This is a genomic window from Lolliginicoccus suaedae, from assembly GCF_008312885.1.
GTDB lineage: Bacteria > Actinomycetota > Actinomycetes > Mycobacteriales > Mycobacteriaceae > Lolliginicoccus > Lolliginicoccus suaedae.
Genome location: NZ_VSSO01000002.1, coordinates 408,885 through 425,548 on the forward strand (window position 1 = coordinate 408,885; position 16,664 = coordinate 425,548).

The following is a 16,664-nucleotide window of genomic DNA, read 5'->3' on the forward strand; positions in this document are numbered from 1 at the left end:
ACGATAACCGCACTCGCGAGGGTTGGCAGGGTGTTCTCAGGGCCCGCTCAGGAACGTGTCCATGCGGCCCTGCGTCGCTGGTGCCATCATGGGAGGCATGATGATGGTGCTCCTGGCGGTCGTGGCGATCACGTTGCTCGTCCTCGCCGTAGCGACGATCATGCGGCTCAGCGCGGTACCAGCGCCCGGGGACTCCCGCCCGGAATTGCCGCGCAGGCGCAGCGCCGCGGAGGAAGAGGTGCGGCGCCGGTTCGCGGCGGGGGAGCTCACCGAGGTCGAATACATCGAGAAGCTCGCGATCCTGCGCATGGACGACGAGCAGGACCAGCCCTAGCCGCCGTACTACACCCCGTCGTCGACGTCCGCGCGCGAAGCTGGAACACTGGTAGCCGTGACCGAGCCCCACGACCACGCCCACGTGCCCCGTTCCGCCCAGCTCTTCGACCGTGCCTCCCGCGTGATCCCCGGCGGAGTGAACTCGCCGGTGCGCGCGTTCGGCGCGGTGGGGGGAGTGCCCCGGTTCATCAAGGAGGCGCGCGGGCCCTGGCTGGTGGATGTCGATGGCAATCGCTATGTGGACCTGATCTGCTCCTGGGGGCCGATGATCCTGGGGCATGCCCACCCCGCCGTGGTCGAGGCCGTGCGCGAGACAACCCTCAAGGGCACCTCGTTCGGAGCACCCACCGAGGGGGAGGTCGAGCTCGCCGAGGAGATCGTGCGCCGCGTGGAGCCGGTTGACCAGGTGCGGCTGGTCAACTCGGGCACGGAGGCGACGATGAGCGCGGTGCGTTTGGCCCGCGGCTTCACGGGGCGCAGCAAGATCATCAAGTTCGCTGGCTGCTACCACGGGCACGTCGATTCCCTGCTCGCGCACGCGGGCTCCGGCGTCGCGACCTATGCCCTGCCGACCTCGCCGGGCGTCACCGGCGCGCAGGCGGCCGACACCATCGTGCTGCCCTACAACGATCTCGGCGCAGTCCGCGAGGCGTTCGCCCGGCACGAGGGCGAGATCGCCGCGGTGATCACCGAGGCAGCGGCGGGCAACATGGGCGCGGTCGCGCCGCTGCCCGGGTTCAACGAGGGTCTGCGCGCGACCTGCCACGCGAACGGCGCGCTGCTCATCATGGATGAAGTGATGACCGGCTTCCGCGTCAGCGCATCCGGCTGGCACGGCATCGACGGCGTGGCCGGTGATCTCTATACGTTCGGCAAGGTCATGAGCGGAGGCCTGCCGGCAGCGGCGTTCGGTGGCCGGGCCGACATCATGGCGCACCTCGCTCCGAGCGGATCGGTCTACCAGGCCGGGACGTTGTCGGGGAACCCGGTGGCCGTCGCTGCCGGGCTCGCGACGCTGCGCCACGCCACCCCCGAGGTGTATGCGGCGCTGCGGCGCAACCACGCCGCGCTGCGCGAGCTGCTCGCCGATGCCCTCGATGCCGTGGGCATCGCGCACCATGTCCAATCAGCGGCAACTATGGTGAGCGTGTTCTTCACCGATCATTCCGTGCAAGACTATGCACAGGTGAAGGCGAGCGAGACGTGGCGATATCCGGCGTTCTTCCATGCCCTCCTCGACCGGGGCGTGTATGCGCCACCGAGCGCGTTCGAGGCATGGTTCGTCTCGGCTGCCCTCGATGACGAGGCGTTCGAGGTGATCGCGCGAGCGGTGCCAGCAGCGGCGGAGGCCGCGGCGGCCGCGACACCGCCCGAGCCCGTTAAGGCCTGACAGGACGACATCCGCTCTAGGAGGATGAGACGTGACCGACCCCAGCAATGACCGCGCGCGCTCGAGCGACATCCGCACGATCGTGCATCTCGTGCGCCACGGCGAGGTGCACAACCCCAACGGCATCCTCTATGGCCGCCTTCCCGGCTTCCGGCTCTCGGAGACCGGCCAGGACCAGGCACGGCTCGTCGGCAAGGCCCTCGCTGGCCATGACATCACCCATGTCGTCGCGTCCCCGCTGCTGCGCGCGCAGCAGACCGCGGCACCGATCGCCGAGGAGCATGGGCTCCAGGTCGCTACCGATGAGGACCTCATCGAGGCGGACAACCAGTTCGAGGGCCTGCGCGTCTCGGTCGGCGATGGCGCGCTGCGCCGCCCGCGGCACTGGATGAAGCTGCGCGATCCGTTCACGCCATCCTGGGGCGAGCCCTACTTGCAGATCGCGCACCGCATGCTGGCCGCGGTCAACACTGCTCGCGCCAATGCTTCCGGCCACGAGGCGGTCTGCGTGAGCCACCAGCTACCAGTGTGGTCGTTGCGGCGGTTCCTGCAGGGGCAGCGGCTCTGGCACGATCCGCGCCATCGGCAGTGCTCGCTGGCGTCGCTGACCTCCCTGGTCTACGAGGGCGATGAGCTGATCGACATCGTGTACTCCGAGCCGGCGGGAGCCTCGGACCCCACGGTGACGGGGGCATGAGACCGCGTTCCCCGCGACGCTGGACCTGGGCCGCTGCGGCAGCCCTGGCTGGCTCGCTGCTCGTGGGTTGTGCCTCCGGCGATGATGCCGTCGTCTACGGGGGCACCTTCAACTTCGTCTCCCCGGGCGGGCAGACCGAGATCTTCTATGATCCGCCCGCCGAGCGCGGCACGGCGGGCGCGATCTCCGGTCCCTCGGTGATGCAGCCGGAGGAGACCATCGCCCTCTCGGACTATGCGGGCGAGGTCGTCGTGCTGAACGTATGGGGCCAGTGGTGCGCGCCCTGCCGCACCGAGATGCCCCAGCTGCAAGAGGTCTACGACAACACCAAGGATCTCGGCGTGCAGCTCATCGGCATCAACGTCCGGGACCGGCAGATCGACAAGGCGCAGGACTTCATCACGGACTTCGGCCTCACCTTTCCCTCCATCTACGATCCGCCGATGCGGACCCTCCTCGCGCTGGGCGGCATCCCCACGAGCGTCGTGCCCATGACCGTGGTCCTCGACCGGGAGCACCGCGTCGCCGCTGTGTTCCTCAAGGACCTCCTCGCCGAGGATCTCCAGCCGGTGGTCGAGCGGGTGGCGGCCGAATGACCACCGTGCTCCTCGCCGCGTCCATCGGCGAGACCTTCCGCGATACCGCTGTCGCCGGGCCCATGCTGGCCGCGATCGTTGTCGCGGTGCTCGCGGGCTTCGTCTCGTTCGCCTCGCCGTGCGTCATCCCCCTCGTGCCGGGCTACCTCTCCTACCTAGCGGGACTGGTCGGTGCCGAGGCACCTCCGGCGACGGTCGAGCAAGCCAGCGGCACGACGACCCTCACTACGATCCGGGATCGCACCCGATGGCGCGTGGCCGGGGCCGTAGCGCTGTTCGTCGGGGGCTTCACCGTGGTGTTCGTCCTCGCGACGGCATCGGTGTTCGGCATGATCGGGGCCCTGAGCCTCAATCGCGAGCTGCTCCAGCGCGTCGGCGGGGTCGTCACGATCCTCATGGGGCTGGTCTTCCTCGGACTGATCCCGGCCTTGCAGCGAGAGGCACGATTCTCGCCGCGGCGCTTCACGTCCCTGCTCGGGGCACCCGTCCTCGGCGGGATCTTCGGCCTGGGCTGGACACCGTGCCTGGGCCCGACGCTGGCCGGGGTGATCTCGCTCGCCGCCGGCACCGAGGGCACGACCGCCACCCGCGGCGTGATCCTCATCATCGCCTACTGCATGGGGCTCGGACTGCCCTTCGTGATCCTGGCCTTCGGCTCGACCGCCGCCCTCCGCGGTGTCGGCTGGCTGCGCCGCAACGCGAGGCTGGTGCAGGTGATAGGCGGGATCATGCTCATCGCCGTCGGCGTTGCCCTGGTCACCGGTGCGTGGGAGCTGTTCGTCGGCTGGGCGCGCGATGCGTTCATCACCGATACGGTGCTGCCGATCTGATGGGCCACCACACAGATGAGCAACCATTGATCGACGGGGAACGAGGCGCCCGCCACAGTGCGCGCGCCCGGGAATGGGGAGGATGAGTGCTACGCAAGGCCTTGGCCACGCTACGGAACCTGTGGCGGAGCCTCACCAGCATGAGCACCGCTCTGGTGCTGCTGTTCCTGCTCGCCCTCGCGGCCGTGCCGGGCGCGCTGCTGCCGCAGCGCAGCCTCAACTCGCAGAAGGTGGCGCAATACATCGCTGACCGGCCCACTATCGGTCCGGTCCTCGACACGCTCGGCTTCTTCGACGTCTTCAGCAGCTTCTGGTTCACCGCGATCTACGCGTTGCTGTTCATCTCGCTGGTGGGCTGCATCCTGCCTCGCGCGGCTGATCACTGGCGCGCCATGCGGCAACCCGTGGTGCGCGTGCCCCGCAACCTCGCGCGGCTGCCCCGCCACGCCGTTGGTACCGCTGGCGCCCCGGCCGAGGAGGTCGCTGGCCGGGCGGAGCACCTGTTCCGACGGTGGCGCACCAGCATCCGTCGCGAGGGCGGTGTCATCGAGATCTCGGCGGAGCGCGGCCACTCCCGCGAGCTCGGCAACCTGGTCTTCCACGTCGCGCTGGTCTGCGTCCTCGCCACCGTGGCGATCGGTCGCGTCCTCGGCTACGAGGGCTCGGTCATTGTCATCGCCGATGACGGGCCAGGCTTCTGCAGCGCGAGCCCCGCGGTGTATGACTCGTTCCGCGCGGGCCTCGACGTCGACGGCACTGATCTGGCGCAGTTCTGCGTCCGTGTCAAGGACTTCCAGGCTGATTACCTGCCCACTGGCCAGGCGGAGATGTTCACCTCCAACATCGAGTACCAGGCGGGCGAGGATCTCGTCACGGGCACCTGGCGCCCCTATCGGCTGCGCGTCAACGAGCCGCTGCGCATCGAGGGCGATCGCGTGTACCTGATCGGCCATGGATTCGCGCCCACCTTCACCGTGACTTTCCCCAATGGGGAGGAGCGCACTGAGACCCTGCAGTTCGCGCCGGAGGAGGCCACGACTTTCCTCAGCTCGGGGGCAATGCGCTTCGATCCGCCCGGTGGGCTGTACGAGGACAATGCCGAGCGGCGGAAGAACCAGATCGCCATCGAGGGCCTGTTCGCGCCCACCGCGGCCTTCCCTGACGGCACGCTGCTCACCTCGTCGTTCCCCGCGATGCTCGACCCCGCCGTGGCCATCGACATCTATCGCGGCGATACCGGGCTCGACACTGGCAAGCCACAGAGCATCTTCGCGCTCGATCAATCGATGATCGAGCAGGACCGCCTCGTCCGCGAGGCGCGGGTCAACCTGTACCCCGGGGAGTCGGAGATCCTCGACGACGGCACCGAGGTGCGCTTCGACGGGGCCGAGGAATGGGTATCGCTGCAGGTATCGCATGATCCCGCGCAGAAGTGGGTGCTCGTCTCGGCCGTGACGATGACACTGGGCCTGCTGATGTCGCTGACGATCACCCGCCGCCGGGTCTGGGTCCGCATCGGGGAAGGACCAGCAGGCCCCGGCGACGATGAACGACGTACTGTAGTAGAGATGGGTGGCCTGGCCCGCACCGACCAGGCCGGGTGGGGCAACGAGTTCGACGAGCTCGTCGAGGAGCTCGGGCTGCGCCGTTCCGATAGCGGTGACGATGGCCGCAATGCCTAGCGCAACAGGCAACACGAGAAACTGGAGTGCCGAATGAACGTGGATCCTGAGCTCGCGCGCTGGAGCGATGGCGCCTTCCAGGTTGCTTTCGCCATCTACGTGCTCGCCATGGTGATGTTCGCCGGGCAGTACGCCACCTCGCGCGTGCGTGCCTCGCAGCAGCGCGAGCTCGCCGGCGTGACCGCTGGCGCCTCGGGGGCTTCGCGCTCGCCAGCTCCGGCGCGGCCCGCGCAACGGACCTGGTTCGACAAGTTCGGCGGCATGGGTTATGCCCTCGTCATCCTCGGCGCGGTGTTCCAGCTCGCCTCCATCGTGCTCCGGGGATTCTCGGCGGGCAGGTTCCCGCTCGGCAACATGTACGAGTTCGTCTCCGGCATGGTGCTCGCCACTGTCGTCGGGGGCCTCGTCTTCGTCCGCAAGCCCGAGCATCGCCCGCTCTGGATCTTCATCCTCGCGCCCGTCGTGGCGCTGGTCTTCGTCGCGGGAACCGTGCTGTACGCCGACTCCGCCCCCGTGGTGCCAGCGCTGAGGTCGTTCTGGCTGCCGATCCACGTCTCGCTCGCCGTGCTCGGCAGTGGCCTGTTCCTCGTCTCGGGCGTCGCGAGCCTGATGTTCCTCGTCCGCTACGCGCTCATCGAGGGTCGCACCGAGGATGCCCGTCCCGGGGGAGTGCGCGGTCGCATCGCGAGCCGCCTCCCGGAGGCGCGGACCCTCGACCGCATCGCCTACCGCGTCACGATCGTGGCGTTCCCCATCTTCGGGCTGGGCGTCATCCTCGGTGCGGTATGGGCCGAGGCAGCGTGGGGCCGGTTCTGGGGCTGGGACCCCAAGGAGACCATGTCGTTCGTGACCTGGGTGGTCTACGCCGCATACCTGCATGCCCGCGCCACTGCTGGCTGGCGGGATGCCAAGGCCGCCTGGATCAACGTCGTGGGCTTCCTAGCGATCGTGTTCAACCTGTTCTTCATCAACATGGTGATCTCCGGGCTGCACTCCTACGCCGGACTGAACTAGCGGGGCGAGCGGGGCTGCCCGCCTCTGCCAAATCTGCTGGTCAATGTCACGTTCTCGAGCCCGTGTCGCGGCGTGTCGCGTGACAATGGCTAGCAGATCCCGCTCGGGCAGATCCCGCTCGATCCCCTACGCGCGGGCGAGCCTCTTGCGTGCTTCGTGCACCGCGAGCAGGAGCAGCCAGAACGCGGTGATGGGGATGACGAACCACAGCATGGCCGCGCCAAACGGCTCGAGCGCATCGTGATCAGTGGCATCGAGCACGAGGTAGCCGAGGTAGGCGACGTAGAAGGCCACGAACACCCCGCCCTCCCAGCGGGCCACCGCGAGACCCGTGAAGGCGACCGGGAGCAGCACGAGTGCTACCGCGATCATGATGGGCAGGTCGAAGCCCACCGCACCGGGCACGACGTCGATCCCGCTGGGCGCCACCACTGCGGTGATGCCGAGCACGGCGCCGATGTTGAAGATATTGCTGCCCACCACATTTCCGACAGCAAGGTCGACCTGCCCCTTGCGGACGGCGATGACAGCGGTAGCGAGCTCCGGCAAGGACGTCCCGATGGCAACCACGGTGAGGCCGATGACGAGATCACTGAGGCCGAAGGCCGAGGCAATGGTGGTGGCGCCATGCACGAGCAGCTGCGCCCCGGCGACGAGCATCCCTACCCCGATCAGCACCAGCAGCGTGCTCATGGCTGCTTGCTTCGCGCGCGACCGGGAAGGGGCGCTGCCGGGTGCCGGGCTGGCATCGGAGACTGGTTCCTCACGGTCGCCCGGGTCGCTCCGGGTGGCAGTGACTAGCGCCACCAGGTAGGCCACGAGGAGTGCCAGCAGGATCAGGCCGTCGATCCGGCTGATCGCGCCGTCGAGCGCGAGCCCGAGCAACAGCAGCGAGAACCCGATCATCACGGGGATGTCGGTCCGCACGATCCGGGAGGTCACGACCAGAGGGGCGAGGAGGGCACCGACGCCAAGGATGAGGAAGATGTTGGCGATGTTGGAGCCCACCACGTTGCCGATCGCGAGGCCGGGGTAGCCGTTGAGCGCGGCGCCGGTGCTGACCGCGAGCTCGGGCGCGGATGTTGCGAAGGACACGACGGTGAGTCCGACGACAAGCGCGGACATGCCGATGCTCTGGGCGAGCGACGTCGCGCCCCGGACAAGCAGTTCTCCGCCGCCGACGAGGAGGATTAGGCCTCCTACCAGCGACAATAGAGTCATCACGCTCACGCTGCAACGGTAGCACGCGGGCGGTTCGGTGGCTCGCTGCCTGGAGCTGGGCGGACTCCGGGAAGGCTCTTCACGTCCCTGCTGTTGATCTCATGATGTGGGAGGCCGCTTCGGGAGGGGTTGCGCGGGGGCGTCCGATGGTGCTTACTCAATAGCGGCGACCAATCGGGGGATTGTCGCTTCCATCATTCAGTTCACGCGCTTCAGGGGGAGGTGGCGATGACCAGTCAGGTCAGCCATGCGTACAAGAACGATCCAGTGCAGGGCAACGCCGACGGCATCTGGTCCGACGACCAGGCCGGGCGAGCTGCACCGGCACCCAAGGCCGCGCCAAGCGCATCCAGCAAGGATTCCGATGCCAAAGCAGCGGCCTCCACGGATCTCTTCAGCCGCCCAGGGGCATCCTCGAGCAGCCCGAACTCCTGGGATCTCTCCAGCGAGGTCCTGCTCAAGCCGGTCAAGCCAGCACCACGGCGCGGCTGGCGGAAGGCCGTCTACTCCTGCACCGGCGGCTCCGTCAATCTGGGCGACGGCAAGAAGGAAGCCCGGATCGCCGAGCTGACCGCGGAAATCCGGGGCTCGCTGTACGGCTGCCACAAGATCGCCGTGCTCAGCCTCAAGGGCGGTGTCGGCAAGACCACGGTCACTGCTGCCGTCGGCTCCACGTTCGCCTCCCTGCGCGGCGACCGGGTCATCGCGGTGGACGCGAACCCGGACCGGGGAACCCTGAGCAACAAGCTGCCCCTCGGCACCGAGGCCACCGTGCGTGACCTGCTCCGCCAGGGCGCCGATATCCAGCGCTACAGCGACGTCCGCGCCTTCACCTCGCAAGCGACGAGCCGGCTCGAGGTGCTGGCGTCCGACAGCGATCCCGCCGTCTCGGAGGCCTTCAGCGCCAAGGACTACCACGAGGTACTCGATGTTCTCGAGCGGTTCTACAACCTCGTGCTCACCGACTGCGGCACCGGGCTCATGCACTCGGCGATGTCCGGCGTGCTCGATAGCGCTGATGCATTGATCATTGTCAGCTCGGGATCGGTCGATGGCGCCCGCAGCGCCTCGGCCACCATGGACTGGCTCGAGGCCCACGGCCACGCCGACCTCGTCGCCAAGTCGATCACCGTCATCAATGCTGCCCGCCCCAAGGCTGGCAAGGTCGATCTCGACAAGGTCGTGCAGCACTTCAGCAAGCGCAGCCGAGCAGTACGGATGCTGCCGTTCGACCCGCACCTCGAGGAGGGCGCCGAGATCGACATGGAGCGCCTGCGCCCCGCCACGAAGCTCGCGCTGATGGAGCTCGCAGCAACGCTGGCGAGCGGGTTCGGCAGCGCGCGCAAGGGCTAGACCGGCACCCAGAGCTGGACATGCAGAAGCGGTGGGGAGCACAAGCTCCCCACCGCTTCATCGTGCAACGCACATCTCGACCGCGTGGGCCGTCCCACATTCCCGCTTCCCTATGCCTCGCCGCTCTCGTTCTGCGGGTCGGTCCGCTTCGGGTCGGCCGGACGTTCCTTGCTCAAGTCCCTCTTGATCCGCCACAGGAACTCGGGATCATCGTCCGGGCCGACCGTTCGGGGGGTATTGTCCGTCCGCCCGAGCAAGGTGGGTCCGAAAGCACGCCACAAGAGCACAGTGAGCAGGATCAGCCCCAGAATGGCCAGGATCCACAGCATGACGCACCTCCTTCTCCTTACGAGAGTAGCGGTGCGGTGCTTCCCGGGCCAGGATGGCCCTGGCCCGGGCTCCAGCGTGGGGTCAGCGGTGCGCCTCGGAGGTCAGTCGAGCGTGCAGCTCGCGGACCTCGGACTCGCGGAAGCGACGGTGCCCGCCAGGGGTGCGCAGCGATCCGAGCCGTCCGGCGAGCGCCCAGCGGGAAACGGTCTTCGGGTCGACGCTGAACAGCGACGCGACCTGGCCGGGGGTGAGCAGTCGCTCGTTGGTCTCGAATCCAATGACAGTCATTTCCGTGCTCCTTCGGTTTGTGACCGGATGAACTTTGATCAATAGTGGCACCGCGGGTGCCAGGTACTCGAACGGTACGATGTTGGTAAAGCGGAGGTAAGGGACTAAGCGGGCATTTTCCCGCGCTCGCGGAGGGCCTCTACTCCGGCCCGCGAAGGATGGCGGGCCGAGCCAGCGCGACAGTACTCGGTAGCCTTGAGCCGTGAGCAACTCGTCTTCGTCATCCCAGGCATCGCCGCAGCGCCAGCACACCAAGGGCACCCTCGTCCGCGACATCATCCTGTTCACCGTCGCGAGGCTCCTCCTCGCGGCCCTCATCGCCGGGGTCATCATCGGCGCGGGCATGCTCGTCGGGGTCCAGGTCTATCTCCTCGTCGCGCTGCTCTTCGCGGTCCTCATCGCCATGCCCCTGTCCTTCGTGCTGTTCAAGCCTCTGCGCCAGCGCATCAACGCGGGCATCGCGGCGCTGGACTCGCAGCGCCGCCAGCAGCGCGCGGACCTCGAGGCACGCCTGCGGGGAGCGCAGCAGGGCGATACGGGCGGAGAATGATCCCACCGCGCCACGGTTCCCGGGCCCCGCGCGACCGGGAATGGGCGGACAACGCGGTGCGCCTCATCGAGGCCGACGCGCAGCGCAGCGCCGACACCCACTTGCTGCGATACCCGCTGCCCGAGCAGTGGCCCGGCTCGGCGGCACGCGTGCAGCTCTACCTCAAGGACGAGTCCACCCACATCACCGGCAGCCTCAAGCACCGCCTCGCGCGATCGCTGTTCCTCTACGGGTTGTGCAACGGATGGATCCACGACCGCTCCACCGTCATCGAGGCATCCTCGGGCTCGACCGCCGTCTCCGAGGCCTATTTCGCGCGGTTGCTCGGGCTGCGCTTCGTCGCGGTCATGCCCGCCACCACCAGCCCTTCGAAGATCGCGCTGATCGAGGCGCAGGGCGGTGAATGCCACTTCGTCTCCGAGCCCGGGGAGATCTACCGCGAGGCGCAGCGCCTCGCCGATGCGTGCGGCGGGCACTACCTCGACCAGTTCACCAACGCCGAGCGGGCTACCGATTGGCGGGGCAACAACAACATCGCCGAATCGATCTTCCAGCAGCTCGAGCTCGAGGAGCATCCCGTGCCGGAGTGGATCGTCGTGGGGGCGGGCACTGGAGGCACCAGCGCCACCATGGGTCGCTACCTGCGCTACAAGCGGCATGCCACCCGGCTGTGCGTGGTCGACCCCGAGCACTCGGTGTTCCTCGACGCCTGGTCCACCGGGCAGCGAGGACTCACCGAGACCTGCGGATCACGCATCGAGGGCATCGGGCGGCCGCGGGTCGAGCCATCGTTCGTGCCCGAGGTCGTCGATCACATGGTGCGCGTGCCCGACGCCTCCTCCATTGCCGCAATGCGCTTCGCCTCGCGCCACCTGGGCCGACTTGTCGGCGGATCGACCGGCACCAACCTGTGGGGTGCTTTCGCGCTGATCTCCCGCATGATCGCCGAGGGGCGCAGCGGCAGCGTCGTCACCCTCTTGTGCGACGGCGGGGACCGGTACGCGGGCACCTACTTCGACGACGACTGGGTAGCCCGCGAGGGCCTCGATCTCACCGGGCCCACCGAAGCGATCGAGCACTTCCTCGCGACGGGGGAATGGGCACCCGGAGGAACGGATGCGGGGGAGCGGCACTGATGACCAGCAGCGGCAACGATCCGGCAGTGCGCTTCCACAAGGTGGTGCGCGAGTACCGCCTCGGCGAGGAGATCGTGCGCGCCCTCGACGGCGTCGACCTCGACCTCGCCGGCGGGCAATTCGTCTCCATCGTCGGCCCGTCCGGCGCGGGCAAGAGCACCCTGCTGCACCTGATGGGCGGGCTCGATACCCCCACCTCCGGCACGGTCACCGTCGGCGGCCAGGACATCGGCGCCTACAGCGATACCCAGCTCGCCGAGTTCCGCCGCCACCACATCGGCTTCGTGTTCCAGTTCTTCAACCTCCTGCCCACCCTCACCGCTTGGGAGAACGTGGCCGTGCCCCGCCTCCTCGACGGGCAGGCCCTCTCCACCGCCCGCGACGACGCCATCGCGCTGCTGCAACGAGTGGGGCTCGCCGACCGTGTGGACCACCGGCCCGCGGAGCTCTCCGGCGGGCAGATGCAGCGCGTCGCCATCGCCCGCGCCCTCATCAACGACCCCCCGGTCATCCTCGCCGACGAGCCCACCGGCAACCTCGACTCCCGCACCGGCAGCGGAGTGCTCGACCTGCTCACCGACATCGCGCACAGCAGCACCAACCGGCTCGTCGTGATGGTCACCCACGACAGGTCCGCCGCCGATCGCACCGACCTCGTCCTCACGATGCGCGACGGGCGCCTCGAGCACGCCGATGGCTAGCGTTCGCGCGCACCTCGACCGCTGGTGGCTGCTGCACCTGCGCGAGCTCTGGGCACGACCGGTGCGCGCCGCGATCTCCACGGCCGTCATCGCGGTCTCCTCCGCGCTCATCGTTTCGGTGCTCTCCACCTACGGATCCCTCACCGGATCGGTGGGCGACCTGTCCGCCACCATCGCCGGTGATGCCGACCTCGAGATCACCGCCATCACCGACACCGGGTTCGACGACACCGTCGTGGGCCGGGTGCGCGTCGTGGACGGGGTCGATGCGGCAGTGCCGATGGTGTGGACCCCCGTCCCGACAGCCGATAGCGGAACAACACTGCTCTTCGGCAGCGATGCCAGCGCCGCCCGGCTCGGCAGCATGATCGCCGAGGGCCTCGAAGCCTCGCCCGCCGACCTCCTCGCTGACGGAGTCCTCGCCGGCCCTGGCATCGGTGCCACGGTGGGCGATCGGATCGAGCTGCCCGGCGGCACCGCGACCGTCATCGAGGTGCTCGGCACCCCCAATGCGGCAGCGATCAACGGCGGAAACTTCCTGGTCACCGCGCTTCCCGTGGCGCAGCGCCTCGCGGGCCGCGAGGGCATCCTCGATTCGGTGTTCGTCCTCCTCGAGCCCGGTGCCGATGCGGCCGCCACCCGCGAGCGCATCGAGCAGGCCATCGACGGCGAGGCACTCGTTGCCGAGCCTGGGTTCCGCACCGCCCAGGCCAGCTCGGCCATCGCCCTGACCCGTGATTCCACGCTGATCGTGGCGATGATCGGGCTCGTTGTTGCTGCCTTCCTCGTCTTCAACTCGATGAACATGACCGTCGCGCAGCGCCGGCCCGCCATCGCCACGCTGCGGGCGGTCGGCGCGCGGCGCGGCACCATCGTCCGCGGCCTCATCGGCGAGGCAGCCTTCCTCGGTGCCGTCGGCGGCGTGCTCGGAGTTCCCCTCGGCGCGCTCATGGGCGGCCTCGCCGTTGGCCGGATACCGCCCGTGCTGCTGCAATCGTTCAGCACCGAGATCACCTTCGCCGTGCAGTGGTACGCGCCCATCATCGCGGTCCTGCTGTGCATCCTCGCCAGCGTGGCAGCATCCGCTGTCGCCGCGCGGCAAGTGTTCGCCGTGGCACCGGTCGAGGCGCTGCAGCCCGCGGATGTGATCACCGCGGAGGGCGACCACCAGCCCTGGACGAGGACCGCCGCGCTCGGCGGCATCGCCGTCATGCTGCTTGCGCTCGCGATGGCCTTCCAGTTCGAGGACCGCCGCGCCCTCGTCGCGAGCGCCCTGTTCGCCGCCGGAGGACTTGCCCTGTGCTACGGCGTGATCCGCGGCATCAGCGGAGCCACCGCCTGGCTGGCCCTGCGTGGAGGGGCACCCGGCAGGCTCGCCTCCGAGTCCGCATCCCGCGCGCCCCGCCGCGTGTGGGCCACCGCCGTGACCGTCATGATCGCCGTCGCGGTCGCCGTCTCGACCACCGGATCCATGCGCAACCTCGTCGATTCCTCCGGCGACCTCGTCGCTCCCCTCGCTGATGCGGACTTCTACCTCTCCACCACGCCCGTCGATGTCGTCCCCGCCGGTCCCGTCGTTCCCGAGGCGGCCTACGACGTCCTGGACCAGGCCACGGGGATCGGCAGCGTCACAGAGGGGCAGTGGGCATATGCCAACATCAGCAGCCCCGACGGCGCACCGCTCAAAGCGATGGTTCTCGGGGCGATGCCCGGCACCACCGCTCCAGCCGTGCGCGCCATGGACGAATCCCTGCGGCAAGCCCTGCACCGGGGCGAGGGCATCGTCCTGTCCCGGCAGCTCGCCCGGCAGATTGGGCTCGATACCGGCGATGCCGTCGAGCTCGCCACCCCCAGCGGTGCCCGCTCCGCTCCGATCATCGGCGTCATCGACTACCTCTCGGTGGGATCGGGGATGCTCGCGATGCCGCTGCCGATGATGCAGCAATGGTACGAGCGACCAGGCGCGACGTTCCTCGAGGTCCAGGTGGCTGATGCGGCCGATGCCGCGACCGTGATCGCTGCCGTGCGCGAGCAGCTCCCGGACGGGGTGTTCCTCGAGACGGGCGCCGAGGCATATGGCGCGGCGCGGGGAGCCACCGAGCAGGCCGGGGCGCTCGCGGTGGGCGTGCAGTGGATCGTTGCCCTCGTGGCGGCCGTGGCGCTGCTCAACACCCTCATGCTGTCGGTGCTCGACCGGCGCCGCGAGCTCGGCGTGCTGCGCGCAATGGGGGCGAGCCGACGCTTCATCGCGCGCACCGTGCTCGTCGAAGCCGTCGCGGTCGGCATTGTCGGTGGTTTCCTGGGACTGCTATTCGGCGGCGCGCTGCACTACCTCGCCACCGTGGCGCTCTCGGGCACCACCGCGGTGAGCATCAACTACGAGATCGTGCCCGTGGCGGGGCTCTATGCCCTCGCCGCCCTGGCTCTCGCGCTCGCCGGTGCTCTCGTGCCCGCGTGGCGGGCGGGCCGGATGGACATCCTCAGCGCAGTCGCGGCCGAGTAGCGGGGCGGGTTGTTTCTGCTGGATGTTGCTATGAGTCTGCGATGTAGCGCCGATGTCCTAGCAGGCATCGGGAACCACGAAGGCCAAGGCAGGGCAGTAGAAGTTTACGGGCGGATTTCCACACCACCTAGCCTGCTTCGCTGGTGTCCGACGTCGACCTGTACCAGTCTCGGTGCGCCAGGTGTGGCTCGAACCTAGTGGGACAGGCAGTGTTGGACCGTGCCGCCCTCCTTATATGGTCAGTTCGCAATCCGGTGGGTGTGCGTGCACTGCAGTAAAGGAGTTCGACATCAAGGTGGGGATTGCGACGGCGTTGCCCTGAGTGGGCCTATTCATCATGCGGTCAGGCGCTGAGCATGCGATGTAATAAGTTCGTGCAAACGTGTAATCGTGTGGCCACTGCTGAGGTAGATTCGAGAGTTGACCGGCAGCATCTTCCATCCCTGCTTAGCCTTTCACTGTAAGGAACCTGATGGACTCGGTGTGGATCAACTATTTCTCGATTATCGCAGCTGTGACGGGCTCAATCTTCGCCCTGATGTTCGTGGCTCTTCAGGTGGGGATGAAGCGATGGAAGGACAATCCGACCGGCCCTTTCCTTGCGGTTCTGGCTCTCATTGAGTTGCTGACGCCGCTAGCGATCAGCGTGACGGCAATCCATCCGGTCCACAATTGGCAGGTGGGGGCGCTGCTTCCTAGTTTGATTGGGTTGTGTGCAATTGCTTGGTACTTCAAACGCTTGCGCAGCTTGGGGCATTCTTTCAAGATGAAGTTGTGCGACTCGGACGATTTTTGGGCGTTCAAAGTAGTCGAATGGTTATACATACACGGGAGCTTTATTATTTCGGCGCCAATATACTCAGCGCTGGTAGTCATAGCGATTCGAGGGCTCGTTTTCGGGATCGATTGTGGCCTTCTGGTCGTATCTTGGCTGTGTCTCTGGTTGGTGTTTTCAGGCGTTGTGGAATCGTGGATCTTGCTGGTGCGAAGCGCGGACGAGAATGTCTCGAATGCTATCAATTCTGCCAGTCATGAGGGATAGCGGTTGGTTCTATCGAAGGCCCGTCTCTATGGCAATATTGCGTGCCATAATGGTCCTGTATCCAGTTGTAGGCGTGTGGTAGGTATTCGGAAATTCTTCAGTTTGCCAAGGGTGGTAGAGCTCGATCTCAGTTGAGGGAAGATCGAACTGTTTAAGTCATGGGCAACCTCGAACTCGATGGCAGCTAGGCATTAAGTCGGAGATCGTGCCCATCGCGGAGCACTACATTCTCGCCGCCCTTGTGCTTGCGCTGGCTGGTGCGCTCGTGCCTGCCTGGCGGGCGGGCCGGATGGACACTTGGGCGCCGTCGCGGCCGAGTAGCGGGGCGGGGTGGCCGCCGGGCGCTCGTGGCTCGCGGGGCCCTTGAGTGATGCGACCTTATACTGGTGGCTGTAGCCGCAATCGCGATAGAAGCTGCGGAAACCCCAGGTCGGTTTCTATCGCGTTTGACGGATTCCCGTGCTTCTACCCCGCGCCCGCCCCGACCGCGCCTCTGTGTGATGCTGCCGACTGGACCGGGCATATCGGCCAGCGCCATGCCACGATGGGTCCATGATCTTCTTGCTGACCCTGGCGATCAACTCGTTCGCGATCTGGCTCGCGGCCGAGTGGATCACGGGCATCGACCTGTACACGCCCGGCGAGACCACCACCGAGAACGTGCTGTTCATCGTGGCGATCGGCGCGATCTTCACGCTGATCAACATGTTGATCAAGCCGGTGATCAAGCTGCTTTCCCTGCCGCTGATCATCATCACGCTGGGGCTGTTCCTGCTGGTCATCAACGCGTTCATGCTGCTGCTGACCGAGTGGATCACCAGCTACCTCGACTTCGGCCTCATCATCGCCGGCTTCGGCGCAGCGTTCTGGGGCGGCCTGCTCATCGCCGTCGTCAACCTGGTGCTCGGCATGATCGTCCCCGATCGCGCCTAGCGCTGAGCACGCCAAGAGCTGAGCACGCCTAGAGCGGGGCCGGGCCTGAACTGGTCTGGCCC

Annotated in this window: 17 protein-coding genes; 14 read left to right on the forward strand and 3 right to left on the reverse strand. The window is 67.5% G+C overall.

What is annotated here, in order from left to right:
• Nucleotides 1–97 precede the first annotated feature (97 nt).
• From FXO18_RS07570 to ccsB, 7 genes are all read left to right on the forward strand, one after another.
• Nucleotides 98–334, forward strand: coding sequence for an SHOCT domain-containing protein (locus FXO18_RS07570; RefSeq protein ID WP_149360466.1), 237 nt, complete (start codon nucleotides 98–100; stop codon nucleotides 332–334).
• Nucleotides 335–391: 57 nt separating this feature from the next.
• Nucleotides 392–1,726 carry a glutamate-1-semialdehyde 2,1-aminomutase gene (gene hemL, locus FXO18_RS07575; RefSeq protein WP_149360467.1) on the forward strand — a complete coding sequence of 445 codons (1,335 nt, stop codon included), beginning with the start codon at nucleotides 392–394 and terminating at the stop codon, nucleotides 1,724–1,726.
• A gap of 31 nt (nucleotides 1,727–1,757) precedes the next feature.
• A complete protein-coding gene (locus FXO18_RS07580) occupies nucleotides 1,758–2,423 on the forward strand; it encodes a histidine phosphatase family protein (protein WP_149360468.1) in 666 nt (221 codons plus the stop codon).
• Nucleotides 2,420–3,019 (forward strand): TlpA disulfide reductase family protein, encoded by a 600-nt coding sequence (locus FXO18_RS07585; RefSeq protein ID WP_149360469.1) that lies wholly within the window; start codon nucleotides 2,420–2,422, stop codon nucleotides 3,017–3,019. Before FXO18_RS07580 ends, FXO18_RS07585 begins: the two co-directional genes overlap by 4 nt.
• Nucleotides 3,016–3,849, forward strand: a complete 834-nt coding sequence (locus FXO18_RS07590; protein ID WP_149360470.1) for a cytochrome c biogenesis CcdA family protein — start codon at nucleotides 3,016–3,018, stop codon at nucleotides 3,847–3,849. The genes FXO18_RS07585 and FXO18_RS07590 overlap by 4 nt, the downstream gene beginning before the upstream one ends.
• A gap of 86 nt (nucleotides 3,850–3,935) precedes the next feature.
• A complete protein-coding gene (resB, locus tag FXO18_RS07595) occupies nucleotides 3,936–5,531 on the forward strand; it encodes a cytochrome c biogenesis protein ResB (RefSeq protein ID WP_235900527.1) in 1,596 nt (531 codons plus the stop codon).
• A gap of 33 nt (nucleotides 5,532–5,564) precedes the next feature.
• On the forward strand, nucleotides 5,565–6,545 hold the full coding sequence (gene ccsB, locus FXO18_RS07600) for a c-type cytochrome biogenesis protein CcsB (RefSeq protein ID WP_149360472.1): 981 nt from the start codon (nucleotides 5,565–5,567) through the stop codon (nucleotides 6,543–6,545).
• 126 nt (nucleotides 6,546–6,671) lie between these two features.
• Here ccsB and FXO18_RS07605 read toward each other — a convergent pair whose 3' ends face one another.
• The gene (locus FXO18_RS07605) at nucleotides 6,672–7,766 is read right to left on the reverse strand and encodes a calcium/sodium antiporter (protein WP_235900565.1); all 1,095 of its coding nucleotides are present in this window, start codon (nucleotides 7,764–7,766) and stop codon (nucleotides 6,672–6,674) included.
• 228 nt (nucleotides 7,767–7,994) lie between these two features.
• Here FXO18_RS07605 and FXO18_RS07610 point away from each other — a divergent pair, with 228 nt between their 5' ends.
• Nucleotides 7,995–9,119 (forward strand): MinD/ParA family ATP-binding protein, encoded by a 1,125-nt coding sequence (locus tag FXO18_RS07610; RefSeq protein WP_149360474.1) that lies wholly within the window; start codon nucleotides 7,995–7,997, stop codon nucleotides 9,117–9,119.
• A gap of 110 nt (nucleotides 9,120–9,229) precedes the next feature.
• Here FXO18_RS07610 and FXO18_RS07615 read toward each other — a convergent pair whose 3' ends face one another.
• The gene (locus tag FXO18_RS07615) at nucleotides 9,230–9,448 is read right to left on the reverse strand and encodes a hypothetical protein (protein ID WP_149360475.1); all 219 of its coding nucleotides are present in this window, start codon (nucleotides 9,446–9,448) and stop codon (nucleotides 9,230–9,232) included.
• A gap of 82 nt (nucleotides 9,449–9,530) precedes the next feature.
• The gene (locus FXO18_RS07620) at nucleotides 9,531–9,737 is read right to left on the reverse strand and encodes a BldC family transcriptional regulator (RefSeq protein WP_149360476.1); all 207 of its coding nucleotides are present in this window, start codon (nucleotides 9,735–9,737) and stop codon (nucleotides 9,531–9,533) included.
• 202 nt (nucleotides 9,738–9,939) lie between these two features.
• Between FXO18_RS07620 and FXO18_RS07625 the strand changes: the two genes are divergently transcribed.
• The 6 genes from FXO18_RS07625 (at nucleotide 9,940) to FXO18_RS07650 (ending at nucleotide 16,602) form a co-directional block, all read left to right on the forward strand.
• Nucleotides 9,940–10,287, forward strand: a complete 348-nt coding sequence (locus FXO18_RS07625) for a DUF4229 domain-containing protein (protein WP_149360477.1) — start codon at nucleotides 9,940–9,942, stop codon at nucleotides 10,285–10,287.
• Complete coding sequence (gene cds1, locus FXO18_RS07630; protein WP_149360478.1) at nucleotides 10,284–11,423, forward strand: L-cysteine desulfhydrase Cds1; 1,140 nt, start codon at nucleotides 10,284–10,286, stop codon at nucleotides 11,421–11,423. Before FXO18_RS07625 ends, cds1 begins: the two co-directional genes overlap by 4 nt.
• Complete coding sequence (locus FXO18_RS07635) at nucleotides 11,423–12,124, forward strand: ABC transporter ATP-binding protein (RefSeq protein WP_149360479.1); 702 nt, start codon at nucleotides 11,423–11,425, stop codon at nucleotides 12,122–12,124. The genes cds1 and FXO18_RS07635 overlap by 1 nt, the downstream gene beginning before the upstream one ends.
• Nucleotides 12,117–14,627 carry an FtsX-like permease family protein gene (locus FXO18_RS07640; protein ID WP_149360480.1) on the forward strand — a complete coding sequence of 837 codons (2,511 nt, stop codon included), beginning with the start codon at nucleotides 12,117–12,119 and terminating at the stop codon, nucleotides 14,625–14,627. The genes FXO18_RS07635 and FXO18_RS07640 overlap by 8 nt, the downstream gene beginning before the upstream one ends.
• Before the next feature lie 472 nt (nucleotides 14,628–15,099).
• Nucleotides 15,100–15,669, forward strand: coding sequence for a hypothetical protein (locus FXO18_RS07645; RefSeq protein WP_149360481.1), 570 nt, complete (start codon nucleotides 15,100–15,102; stop codon nucleotides 15,667–15,669).
• A gap of 552 nt (nucleotides 15,670–16,221) precedes the next feature.
• A complete protein-coding gene (locus FXO18_RS07650) occupies nucleotides 16,222–16,602 on the forward strand; it encodes a phage holin family protein (protein ID WP_149360482.1) in 381 nt (126 codons plus the stop codon).
• Nucleotides 16,603–16,664: the final 62 nt, after the last annotated feature.

Coding starts and splice junctions, on each gene's coding strand:
- FXO18_RS07635 (WP_149360479.1), top strand. CDS start 11,423: ATGACCAGCAGCGGCAACGATCCGGCAGTGCGCTTCCACAAGGTGGTG.
- FXO18_RS07585 (WP_149360469.1), top strand. CDS start 2,420: ATGAGACCGCGTTCCCCGCGACGCTGGACCTGGGCCGCTGCGGCAGCC.
- FXO18_RS07620 (WP_149360476.1), bottom strand. CDS start 9,737: ATGACTGTCATTGGATTCGAGACCAACGAGCGACTGCTCACCCCCGGC.
- FXO18_RS07610 (WP_149360474.1), top strand. CDS start 7,995: ATGACCAGTCAGGTCAGCCATGCGTACAAGAACGATCCAGTGCAGGGC.
- cds1 (WP_149360478.1), top strand. CDS start 10,284: ATGATCCCACCGCGCCACGGTTCCCGGGCCCCGCGCGACCGGGAATGG.
- FXO18_RS07650 (WP_149360482.1), top strand. CDS start 16,222: ATGATCTTCTTGCTGACCCTGGCGATCAACTCGTTCGCGATCTGGCTC.
- FXO18_RS07645 (WP_149360481.1), top strand. CDS start 15,100: ATGGACTCGGTGTGGATCAACTATTTCTCGATTATCGCAGCTGTGACG.
- ccsB (WP_149360472.1), top strand. CDS start 5,565: ATGAACGTGGATCCTGAGCTCGCGCGCTGGAGCGATGGCGCCTTCCAG.
- FXO18_RS07615 (WP_149360475.1), bottom strand. CDS start 9,448: ATGCTGTGGATCCTGGCCATTCTGGGGCTGATCCTGCTCACTGTGCTC.
- FXO18_RS07590 (WP_149360470.1), top strand. CDS start 3,016: ATGACCACCGTGCTCCTCGCCGCGTCCATCGGCGAGACCTTCCGCGAT.
- FXO18_RS07570 (WP_149360466.1), top strand. CDS start 98: ATGATGATGGTGCTCCTGGCGGTCGTGGCGATCACGTTGCTCGTCCTC.
- FXO18_RS07640 (WP_149360480.1), top strand. CDS start 12,117: ATGGCTAGCGTTCGCGCGCACCTCGACCGCTGGTGGCTGCTGCACCTG.
- FXO18_RS07605 (WP_235900565.1), bottom strand. CDS start 7,766: ATGACTCTATTGTCGCTGGTAGGAGGCCTAATCCTCCTCGTCGGCGGC.